Genomic DNA, 9,966 nt, shown 5'->3' on the forward strand with positions numbered 1-9,966 from the left:
CCGCCGCCGGGCGCGCACCTCGAGCCGCCGTACGACGCCGACCGCGGTCCCCCGCGCGGACCGCTCGGCCGCCACGGCCTCGCGCAGCGCCGGCGCGACCTCGGCCGCGAAGCGGGCCATGTCGTCCGCGTCGTCCGTCGCGAGCACGATCGTGCCGGCGCCGTGCTCCAGCACGACCGGGAGCAGCTGGTCGACCCACTGCGCGGGCGGGCCCTGCAGGAGCCCGCCGTCGCGCTCGGCGAAGCGACCCGAGACGTTGACGACCCGGACGATCTCGCGCGGGTCGCGGCCCGCCGCGAGCGCGGCCTCGTCGATCGCGCGGTTCCCGGCGGGCAGGGCGACGAGCCCGTCGGTGCCGCCGGGGACCACCCAGCCGTCGGCCGTCGTCCCGACGAGCCGGAGCATGCGCGGCCGGCCACCGCCGACCCAGATGCCGATGTCATGGGCGGGCGCGGGGCCGCGCTGGACGCCCGCGACGCGGTGGTGCTCCCCCGGCACGGCGAGCGGTCGCCGCTCGGACGCCGCCCAGATCCCGCGCAGGACGTCCACGGCCTCGCCGAGCGCGTCGACCGAGGCGCCCGGGGTGAGGCGCTCGGCGCCCATCGACGCCATCGCGTCCCAGAAGTGGCCCGCCCCGAGCCCGAGGTCCAGCCGCCCGCCGCTGAGCAGGTCGAGGCTCGCCGCGGCGCGCGCGAGGACCGCGGCGGGCCGCATCGGCAGGTCGATCACGCTCGGTGCGAGCCGGATGCGGTCGGTGCGCGCGGCGACCCAGCTCAGCAGCGTCCACGTGTCGTGGAACCGCGGCTGGTACGGGTGGTCCTGGAACGTGACGAGGTCGAGGCCGACCTCCTCCGCGTGCACGGCGAGCTCGACGGGCCGCAGCGACGCGTCGTTGGACGGCGTGACGAAGACGCCGAGGGTCAGCGGGTGCCCGTAGTCCACGGCCGTCCCCCTCAGCGCGCGCGCTCGGCGGCGACGAGCTCGCGCAGCGCGGGCCCGATCTCGCGGCCGAAGACGGTCAGCAGGGCCGGGTCGTCCCCGCCCAGGACGTAGCCGCTGAAGCCCTGCTCCAGGGTGAGGGCCGCGAGCTGGTCGACCCACTGCTCGGGCGGCCCCACCAGGAACCGGTCGCTCGCCTGCGCCGTGACGCGGCCGCCGATGTTCAGCAGGCGCCGGACGTCGCCCGGGCGCCGCCCGGCGGCCTCCGCGGCCTCGTCGACGATCGCGTTCGCGGCCGCGAGGTCACCCAGGCCCTCGACGTAGGCGAGCGACGGCAGCCAGCCGTCGGCCTTCGCACCCGTCAGGCGCAGCATGCGGGGCTTGTACGCGCCGAGCCAGATCCCGATGTCGTGCGCGGGCGCCGGCCCGCGCTTGGCGCCGTCGAGGTGGTGGTGGGCGCCGTCGACCACGAGGCGGGACCGGTCCTGCGCGGCCCAGATGCCGCGCACGACGTCGATCGCCTCGCTCAGGGCGTCGACGCTCTGGCCGGGCGTCAGGCGCCGTCCGCCCATCGCGACGATCGGGTCCCAGAACGCCCCGGCACCCAGGCCGAGCTCGACGCGTCCGCCGCTGAGCAGGTCGAGGCTCGCGGCGGCGCGCGCGAGCACGGCGGGCGGACGCAGCGGCAGGTTGAGCACGTTCCCGGCCACGTGGATGCGCTGGGTCACGGCCGCGACCCAGCTCATGAGCGTCCAGGTGTCGAGGAACCCGCCCTGGTACGGGTGGTCCTGGAAGGTCGCCAGGTCCAGCCCGACGTCCTCGCTGAGGCGGGCGAGGTCGACGACCCGCTCGGGCGCCTGGGCCGTCGGCGTCAGGAACGAGCCGAGCAGGAGGTCGTGCCCGTAGTCCGTCATCGCGTCGCGCTCCCTCGTCGTGCCTGCGTCGCCGGTCCTCCGGCGCCGTGCTCTGCGGCAACACCGTGATCGCCCCGGCGCTTCCCGCGGGCCCGCCGGCGACGAACGACGCCGTCCGGCACGCCCGGCTTGGGCGTCGGCCCGCCAGAGGCGCATGATGAGGGGCAGAGCCACGGGACGGGCCCGTGGACGAGGGACGGGGTCGCGATGCGACGCAGGGACGGAGCGGCCGACCAGGCCTGCTCGGGCGGGGCCTCGACGGCCGCCCTCGACGCCTGACGCCTCACGGCGCCCCTGCCCCGACCCCGGTCGGGGTTCTCCGGCCTCTCGGCGGTCGTCCCCGACCACCCTTCCTCCGCCCCGTCCTGGCGGCCGCCCTCGGCGACGCCCGCGCGGGCCCTCGAGAGACCCGAGAGAGCCATGAACCCCCTGACCGAGAAGCAGATCCGCTCGTCCTTCGTGAACTGCTCGCGCCGCGAGGCCGCGCAGCTCGCGCTCCCGCTCGACCTGGCGCAGACCCGCTGGGACCGCCTGGACCTCCTGGGCTGGATCGACCGCAAGGCGCCGCTGCGCGCGTACGTCGTCGTCCCGGTCGACGACGCGCCCGTGGGCGTGGCGCTGCGCACGCCCGAGCCGGGCGGGCGGCGTCGTCGTGCCGTGTGCGCCTGGTGCGAGGACGTCTACGCCACCAACGACGTCGCCCTGTACGTCGCGGCGCGCGCGGGCGCCGCCGGGCGCAAGGGCGACACCGTCGGCACCCTGGTGTGCACGACCTTCGAGTGCTCGCGCAACGTGCGGCGCCTGCCGAAGATCGTCGAGCTGGGCACCGACCCGGCCGACGTCGTCGTCGAGCGCCGCGTCGCCGGGCTGCGCGCACGGTCCGAGCGCTTCGTGCGCGAGGTGCTCAGCGAGGCCTGAGCGGGGTACCGGGCGACCCGCGTCCTCAGTTGAGGCGCGGGTCGTCCGGGAACGTCGAGATGATCGCCATCGAGCCGCCCTGGCGGCGCATGACGGCACGCCAGAGGCGCTCCGGGTCCGACGTGATCGCGTCGGACGGCAGCGCGGGGAACACGAACCAGTCCCCCGCGGCGACCTCGTCCTCGAGCTGGGCGCCGCCCCAGCCGGCGTGACCGGCGAAGACCCGCATCCCCAGGACGCCGCGCGCCTCGTCGGGATCGCCGTCGAGGTCGACCAGGCCGAACGACGTCGTCACCGGGGACACGGACGCCGGCGGCTCCACGCCCACGCGCAGCACGGCCAGCCCGAGCGCGCCGTCCAGCCCCACCGGGCCGCCCTGGAAGAGGGTCGCCGGTTCGCTCACCGCGTCGTGCCACGCGGGCAGCACCGAGCCGACCGGCACCGCGATCGGCCGGTTGAGGACGACGCCGAGCGCGCCCTCGTGGTCGTGGTGGAGCAGGAGGACGACGGCGCGCCGGAAGTTCGGGTCGGCGAGGTGCGGCACCGCGACGAGGAGGTCCCCGGGTACGAGCGACGTCCTGGCCATCCCCCCATCCTGCCTGCCCCGTCCAGCATGCCCCCGTCATCGAGCTCACCGACGGCACCCGAGGCCTCGAGGTGCCGTTCCGCGCGAGAGGAGCGACGGTGGGGGTACCGCACGTCCCAACGGAGGAGGCGACATGTACCTGCATGTTCAGCGACTGATCAACGAGATCGTCCCCGACGAGCCGGACCCGGCAGCCGCGAACGCCCTCCAGGAGGGGCTCGGCGGCCAGTTCGGCGAGATGCGCACGATGATGCAGTACCTGTTCCAGAGCATCAACTTCCGGGGTCCGGACGCCAAGCCGTACAAGGACCTGATCCAGGGCGTCGGCACCGAGGAGATCAGCCACGTCGAGCTCATCGGGACGACGATCTCCCGGTTGCTCGACGGGTCACCGCGCTACCAGGGGAAGAAGACGGACCCGCTCGACGAGCCGGGAGCCGGCGGCGCGACGCCCCTCGACATCGCGCTCGACCACAGCAACATCCACCACTACCTGGTGGCGGCCCAGGGCGCGCGGCCGGTCGACGCGGCGGGCAACCCGTGGAGCGGCACGTACGTCTACAACTCGGGCAACCTCGTTCTCGACCTCCTGTACAACCTCATGCTCGAGGCGACCGGTCGACTCCAGAAGTGCCGGATCTACGAGATGACGGACAACAAGACCGCACGATCGACGATCGCGTACCTCATCGTCCGTGACCAGGCGCACGAGAACGCCTATGCGCGCGCGCTGGAGACGCTCGGGGTGGACTGGGGCAAGGTGCTGCCGATCCCGAAGACGTCCGCGGAGAAGTTCCCGGAGGTCAAGAAGCTCGTCGACCTCGGGCTGCAGAGCAAGCAGTACAGCTTCGACCTCACGGCCCAGTCCGAGGCCGGGAAGATCTTCCAGGGCATGTCCCCGTCCAAGGACGGCACCCAGCTCGACGCGAGCGAGCAGGCGCCGGCCGGGGTGCCGATGACGATCGCGGAGGAGCGCTTCGAGGAGTTCTCCCCCGGCCTGGACCCCGAGCTGCTCGCGCTCATCCAGCGCACGGCCGAGCTCGAGATGGACGAGGTCCAGCCGCTCTACGGCCCGGTGCCGCCGGCGACGGCGTAGCCCGGGCCGCACGGCCACCGACCCGGGCCCCGGCGCAGACCACGTCTGCGGCGGGGCCCGGTACGTTCTCCCGAGGCATGCACACCCGGCGCGCTCGTGGAGGACTGCTCATGACCCGTTCCGGCACCGGTGTCGGCGTCGCGGATCCGGCGGTCCGCGACCGCGCCGCGGGCGTGCTGGCCGGCATGGCCTGCGGCGACGCCCTGGGGGCACCGTACGAGTTCGGGCCGCCGCTGCCCGACGACGTCGAGGTCGCCATGATCGGGGGCGGCGACCTGGGCTGGGCCCCGGGCGAGTGGACCGACGACACCCAGATGGCCGTCGTGATCCTGCAGGCGGCCGAGGAGGCGCGGCGCCGCGGCGCCGCGCTGACGGACCTGCTCGACGACGTCGCCGCCGGCTGGGCGCAGTGGGCCGGGACCGCGACCGACGTCGGCATCCAGACGAGCCGCGTGATCGACGCGGCGTCGGACGCCGGGCAGGTCACCGCCGCCGCGATGCGGGCCGCCGCACGCGAGCTGCACGAGCTCACGGGCCGCACCGGGGGCAACGGCTCGCTCATGCGGACCGCGCCGGTCGCGCTCGCCTACCTCGACGACGAGGCCGGCATGGTGGCGGCCGCCCGGGCCGTCAGCGAGCTGACGCACCGCGACCCCGACGCCGGTGACGCGTGCGTGCTCTGGTGCGCCGCGATCCGGCTCGCGGTGCTCGACGGCGTGGTGGACGTGCGTGACGGCCTGCGGCTGCTCGACGCCGACCGCCGGGACCTCTGGGAGGCGCGCCTGGCCGACGCGGAGGGGCGGCGGCCGGCCGACTTCACGAAGAACGGCTGGGTGGTCGAGGCCCTCCAGGCGGCGTGGTCCGCGGTCGTCGGCACGCCCGTCCCGGACGCCGACCCCGCGGACCACCTGCGGCTGGCCCTCGAGGCGGCGGTGCGCGGGGGCCGCGACGCCGACACCGTCGCGGCCATCGCCGGCGCCCTGCTCGGCGCCCGCTGGGGCGCCTCGGCGGTGCCGGGGCCGTGGCGCGACGTCGTGCACGGCTGGCCCGGGCTGCGGCTGACGGAGCTGGCGGAGCGCGGCCTGGCGCTCACCGGTCTGCCGTCGTAGGTCCCCGCGCGCAGCGGAAGGGCCGCCCCGCACGAGCGGGGCGGCCCTTCTGCCTGCTCAGGCGACGACGGTTGTCGCCACCTGCGTGGTGCGCCGCGCCGCGAGCGCCGTCGCGACCAGCGCGAACACCACCACGGCAGCGCTGACGACGCCGTACGCCGGCAGGTCGACCACCGGCGGGCCGTCGAGGACCCCGGCGCTGACGCCGATGATCGCGGGGACCACCGCGACGGTGCCGAGCACCCACGCCGTCACGCCCGTGATCGTCGCCTCGACGGTCGTCATCGCCATGAGCTGGCGCCGGGTGCTGCCGGTGCGGTGCAGCAGCGCGAGCTCCTCCCGCCGGGCGACAGTGGTCATCGCCAGCGTGCTCGCCGCACCCACCGCGACGACGCCCAGGAGCAGCATGAGCAGCACGACGCCGATCTCGTTGTCGCCGCCCGCCTGCATCGCGGTGCCGACGTACGCCTCGACGCCGGTCGCCGTCGCGCCCAGCGCCGCGATCGCCGCCACGACGTCCGAGCGCTCGGCGCCCGGTCCGAGGTCGACGAGCACGGTGTCGGCGACCACGGGAAGCCCGTGCGCCTGCGCCGTGGCGGGACCGGTGAGGAGTCCTCCGACGCCCAGGCCGCGGGAGTACACCGCGACGACCCTCGCCTCCACGACCTCCTCCCCGAACCGCACGGCCAGGGTCTCCCCGAGCCCGGTGCCGGCCGTGAAGGCCGTGTCGGTGCTGATAGCCACCGTGTCCGGGGCGTCGAGGTCGGCCAGCGTGCCCTTGACGACGTCGGGGTCGAGGATCCCGGTGTCGCCCGGGACGACCCGCAGGGCCGCGGCCTCCCAGGTCATGGGACCGCCCTCCTCGCCGTCGGTGCCCACCTCGGCGGGGACCTGAGCCAGCGGGACGGCGGTGGCCACCCCGGGCACGTCGGCCACCTGTGCGGGCAGGTCCGGCGACGGGTCGCCGGCCGGCGTGACGACGAGGTCCGAGGTGATCGCGGCGGTCATCTCCTGCCGCATGCCGGTCTCGATCGCCCGGTTGACGCTGGTCTGGATCGTCGCGGCCGAGACGACCAGCGCGAGGGGCACGACGACGGTCGTCAGCCGCCGCGAGAACCCGCGGACGTTCCGGACGGCGAGCATCGTCGCCGGGCGGCCGCTGGCCGGACCCATCCGCGCCAGGCGGTCGAAGACCCAGCCGACGAGGACCGGCCCCGCGAGGGCCGCGGCACCGACCAGCATGAAGGCGGACAGCGACGCCATGGCGCCGCCGGTCGTCCCGGGCAGCCACAGCCCGGCGAACGCCATGGCCAGGCCGCCGAGGGTCAGCAGCAGGGCGATGACGCGCCGGACGGCGCCGACCTGGCGGTCCTCGACCGCGCTCTGCTGGATCGCCGCGGTGGGTGCGGTGCGCGCCGCCTCCCGCGCTCCGAGCCGGCCCACGGGCACCGCGGTGACCATGATCAGCAGCACGGCGATGAGGACGGGCAGCGGCGAGAGCGCCGAGGTGAAGTCCGGCGCGACCATCCCGCTGCGGACCAGCACGGGGTCGAGCAGCCGGGCGCCGAACAGCCCGGCCACCGCGCCGACGGGGGCGGCGACGAGCGAGACCACCGCCACCTCCAGGGTGACCGCCCGCCGGACCTGCGCCGGCGTGGCGCCGACCGCGCGGAGCAGCGCGAACTCGCGCCGCCGACTGCGCAGCGCGAGGCTCACGGTCGCCGCGACGACCATGACCACGACGACGAGCAGCGTCCCGGAGTAGGACGAGGCGAGGGCGACGAGGGTCCCTCCGGAGGCCGTGGCCCCGGCGGCCTGCGTGCGCAGGCCGGACTCGAAGATGACACCCGTGACGGCCAGCACGGCCGCCGCGACGGCGAGGACGACGGCGGTGCCGGCGAAGGCACCGCGGTGGGCGCGGACGCCCGAGGACGCGAGCTGCCACATGGTGCTCACCGACCCTTCGTGAGGAGGCGAGCGGTGACCTGCTCGGCGGTGGGGCGCTCGAGCTGGTCGACGACCAGCCCGTCCGCGAGGACGACGACGCGCTCGGCGGCGGCCGCGACCACCGCGTCGTGCGTCACGATGACCACCGTCTGGCCGAGCTCGCCGGCCGTGTCGCGCAGCACCTCGAGCACGGCGGCCCCCGTGCGGGAGTCCAGCGCGCCCGTCGGCTCGTCGGCGAAGACGACCGCGGGCCGCGTGATGAGCGCGCGGGCGATCGCCACGCGCTGGGCCTGCCCCCCGGACAGCTCGCCCGGCAGGCGGTCCATGAGCGGGGAGACTCCGAGGAACTCCAGCAGGGACGCCTCCCACGCGAGATCGACCTGGCGGCCGGAGAGCGCCAGCGGCAGCCGGACGTTCTCGCGCGCCGTCAGGTGCCCGATGAGGTTGTAGGCCTGGAAGACGAAGCCGACGTGCTGGCGGCGGAACCGGGTCAGGTCGTCGGGCCGCAGCACCGTGAGGTCGTGGCCGCCGACGACGACGGCGCCGCGGGTGGGCGTGTCGAGCCCCGCCGCGCAGTTGAGCAGCGTGGACTTACCCGAGCCGGACTGGCCGACGACGGCGGTCACCGAGCCGGCGAGCAGCTCGAGGGAGACCCCGCGCAGGGCGTGGACGGGCTCCCGGCCCGGGTAGGTCTTGTGGATGTCGACGAGGCGGACGGCGGTCGCCGTCGCCTCTGCCGTGATCGGCGTCGTCATGATCTGCTCCCGTGGGTTCGAGGTCGTTGATGTCGATCTCGAACCTAGGAAGCGGCGGGGGTGCCCATCGAGCCTCTGAAGGAGGGCCCGGCACAGTTCCATCCTTCGATGGAGGCCCTCAGACGCCGACGTCGACCACGCGGTTCTGGTAGGCCCACACGACGGCCTGGAGCCGCGAGCGCACGCCCAGCTTGGGCATCATCCGCGCCAGGTGGGACTTCACCGTGGACACCTCCAGGTACAGCGCCTGGGCGATCTCCTCGTTGGACATGCCCTGCGCGAGGTGCAGGAGGATCTCGAGCTCGCGCGCCGTCAGCAGCTCGCTCGCGCGCGCGGCCGTCACCGGCTGGGTGCGCCGGCGGGTCAACAGCTCCTCGACCACGCGCTTGGTCAGCGTGTCCGCCAGGGTGCCGTTGCCGGCCGCCACGGACCGCACGGCCTCGACCACCGTCGCGGGCTCCGCGTCCTTGAGCAGGAAGCCCGAGGCGCCGGCCTCCAGCGCCCCGAACAGGTACTCGTCGACGTCGAAGGTCGTCAGGATGAGCACGGGGATCGGCTCCGCGGTGCCGGGTCCGGACAGCTCCCGCGTCGCGGTGATGCCGTCGGTGCCCGGCATGCGCACGTCCATGCAGACGACGTCGGCGCGCAGCCGGCGCGCGGCCTCGACGGCCTGGGCGCCGTCGGAGACCTCCGCGACGACCTCGAGGTCCGGCTCCACGCCGAGCATGGCGCCGAGGCCGGCGCGCACGAGCGGCTGGTCGTCGGCGATCACCACACGGATCATCGGGTCGCTCCGTCCTGCGGTCCGGCGAGCGAGGCGTCGCTGCCGAGGGGGTCGGTCTCGAGGGGGTCGGTGTCGCGCGGGACCAGGTCCTGGTGCGTCGGCACGGCGAGCTCCACCCGCCAGCCGCCGTCGGGCCGAGGCCCGTACGTCAGCCTCGCGTCGGTCAGGTCCGCGCGCTCCTGCATGCCCACCAGCCCGAGCCCACCCCCGGGGCGGGCGTCGGCGCCGACGTCGAGCGGCACCGCTCCCCCGGCCGCCGGGCCGTTCGTGACGCTGACGACCAGGGCCGCGTGGTCACGGGCGTCGAGGAGCACCTCGCACCGCGCACCCGGCGCGTGGCGGACGACGTTGGCGAGGCACTCCTGCACGGTGCGGAACGCGGCGAGCTGGGCGAGCGGCCCGACGGCGTCCCACCGGTCGGCCGGGCTGCCGAGCGTGGTGAGGGTGGCGTCCACGCCCGAGGCTCGCGCCCGCTCCACGAGCGCCGGGACCGCCGCGAGCGTCTCGACCGGGTGGTCGGCCTCGTCGGGCGTGTCCCGCAGCAGACGCACGAGGCTGCGCAGCTCGTCGAGCATCGCCGACGTCTCCGCGCGGACGCGCTCCACGCCCGTCTTGGCGGCCTCCGGGTCGACGTCGATCTGGCGGCCGATCGCCCCGGTCATCACGGCGATGCCCGACAGGTGGTGCGCTGCGATGTCGTGGAGCTCGCGCGCCATCGCAGCGCGCTCGCGCGCGACGGCGGTCTCCACGCGTGCGCCGTGCTCGCGGCTCAGCGCCTCGGCCTGGCGGGCCCGCGCCTCGGCCGTCTCGCTCCGCGCGCCGACGACGACGCCGGCCAGCATCGGGAGGCCGACGATCGCCGCCGCCTGCGCGAGGGCCGCGCCGACCGTCACCAGCGGCGCGCCGGGAACGGGCTGG

The 9,966-nt window shown here is 75.4% G+C and carries 10 protein-coding genes; 3 read left to right on the plus strand and 7 right to left on the minus strand.

Annotation, left to right across the window (positions count from 1 at the left end):
- Positions 1 to 942: LLM class flavin-dependent oxidoreductase (locus IDM29_RS11795; protein WP_188037560.1), on the minus strand; the 942-nt coding region annotated here is incomplete at its 3' end.
- A gap of 11 nt (positions 943 to 953) precedes the next feature.
- Positions 954 to 1,853 (minus strand): LLM class flavin-dependent oxidoreductase, encoded by a 900-nt coding sequence (locus IDM29_RS11800; protein WP_188037561.1) that lies wholly within the window; start codon positions 1,851 to 1,853, stop codon positions 954 to 956.
- 420 nt (positions 1,854 to 2,273) lie between these two features.
- Between IDM29_RS11800 and IDM29_RS11805 the strand changes: the two genes are divergently transcribed.
- A complete protein-coding gene (locus IDM29_RS11805; protein WP_188037562.1) occupies positions 2,274 to 2,771 on the plus strand; it encodes an FBP domain-containing protein in 498 nt (165 codons plus the stop codon).
- A 25-nt stretch (positions 2,772 to 2,796) separates the two neighbouring features.
- On the opposite strand, the gene IDM29_RS11810 is transcribed toward IDM29_RS11805, so the two are convergent.
- Entirely contained in the window at positions 2,797 to 3,357 is a 561-nt protein-coding gene (locus tag IDM29_RS11810) for a YqgE/AlgH family protein (RefSeq protein WP_182111879.1), read from the minus strand.
- Positions 3,358 to 3,490: 133 nt separating this feature from the next.
- Here IDM29_RS11810 and IDM29_RS11815 point away from each other — a divergent pair, with 133 nt between their 5' ends.
- Together IDM29_RS11815 and IDM29_RS11820 are read left to right on the plus strand one after the other, a co-directional pair.
- On the plus strand, positions 3,491 to 4,453 hold the full coding sequence (locus IDM29_RS11815) for a manganese catalase family protein (RefSeq protein ID WP_188037563.1): 963 nt from the start codon (positions 3,491 to 3,493) through the stop codon (positions 4,451 to 4,453).
- Between the two features lie 110 nt (positions 4,454 to 4,563).
- A complete protein-coding gene (locus IDM29_RS11820; protein WP_182111881.1) occupies positions 4,564 to 5,562 on the plus strand; it encodes an ADP-ribosylglycohydrolase family protein in 999 nt (332 codons plus the stop codon).
- Positions 5,563 to 5,619: 57 nt separating this feature from the next.
- Here IDM29_RS11820 and IDM29_RS17530 read toward each other — a convergent pair whose 3' ends face one another.
- From IDM29_RS17530 to IDM29_RS11840, 4 genes are all read right to left on the minus strand, one after another.
- Entirely contained in the window at positions 5,620 to 7,509 is a 1,890-nt protein-coding gene (locus IDM29_RS17530; RefSeq protein WP_255491904.1) for an ABC transporter permease, read from the minus strand.
- A 5-nt stretch (positions 7,510 to 7,514) separates the two neighbouring features.
- Positions 7,515 to 8,264 (minus strand): ABC transporter ATP-binding protein, encoded by a 750-nt coding sequence (locus tag IDM29_RS11830; RefSeq protein ID WP_182111883.1) that lies wholly within the window; start codon positions 8,262 to 8,264, stop codon positions 7,515 to 7,517.
- A 118-nt stretch (positions 8,265 to 8,382) separates the two neighbouring features.
- Positions 8,383 to 9,048 carry a response regulator transcription factor gene (locus IDM29_RS11835; protein ID WP_182111884.1) on the minus strand — a complete coding sequence of 222 codons (666 nt, stop codon included), beginning with the start codon at positions 9,046 to 9,048 and terminating at the stop codon, positions 8,383 to 8,385.
- Positions 9,045 to 9,966 (minus strand): sensor histidine kinase (locus IDM29_RS11840; protein ID WP_255500204.1); only part of this gene is annotated, 922 nt, incomplete at its 5' end. The genes IDM29_RS11840 and IDM29_RS11835, both read right to left, overlap by 4 nt.

Origin of the sequence: Actinotalea sp. JY-7885 (genome assembly GCF_014525465.1) — a bacterium.
Classification (GTDB): Bacteria; Actinomycetota; Actinomycetes; order Actinomycetales; family Cellulomonadaceae; genus Actinotalea.

Excerpts from the sequence above, each read along its gene's own strand:
- IDM29_RS11815 (WP_188037563.1), top strand. The coding sequence starts at position 3,491 with ATGTACCTGCATGTTCAGCGACTGATCAACGAGATCGTCCCCGACGAG.
- IDM29_RS11820 (WP_182111881.1), top strand. The coding sequence starts at position 4,564 with ATGACCCGTTCCGGCACCGGTGTCGGCGTCGCGGATCCGGCGGTCCGC.
- IDM29_RS11805 (WP_188037562.1), top strand. The coding sequence starts at position 2,274 with ATGAACCCCCTGACCGAGAAGCAGATCCGCTCGTCCTTCGTGAACTGC.
- IDM29_RS11810 (WP_182111879.1), bottom strand. The coding sequence starts at position 3,357 with ATGGCCAGGACGTCGCTCGTACCCGGGGACCTCCTCGTCGCGGTGCCG.
- IDM29_RS11800 (WP_188037561.1), bottom strand. The coding sequence starts at position 1,853 with ATGACGGACTACGGGCACGACCTCCTGCTCGGCTCGTTCCTGACGCCG.
- IDM29_RS11830 (WP_182111883.1), bottom strand. The coding sequence starts at position 8,264 with ATGACGACGCCGATCACGGCAGAGGCGACGGCGACCGCCGTCCGCCTC.
- IDM29_RS17530 (WP_255491904.1), bottom strand. The coding sequence starts at position 7,509 with ATGTGGCAGCTCGCGTCCTCGGGCGTCCGCGCCCACCGCGGTGCCTTC.
- IDM29_RS11835 (WP_182111884.1), bottom strand. The coding sequence starts at position 9,048 with ATGATCCGTGTGGTGATCGCCGACGACCAGCCGCTCGTGCGCGCCGGC.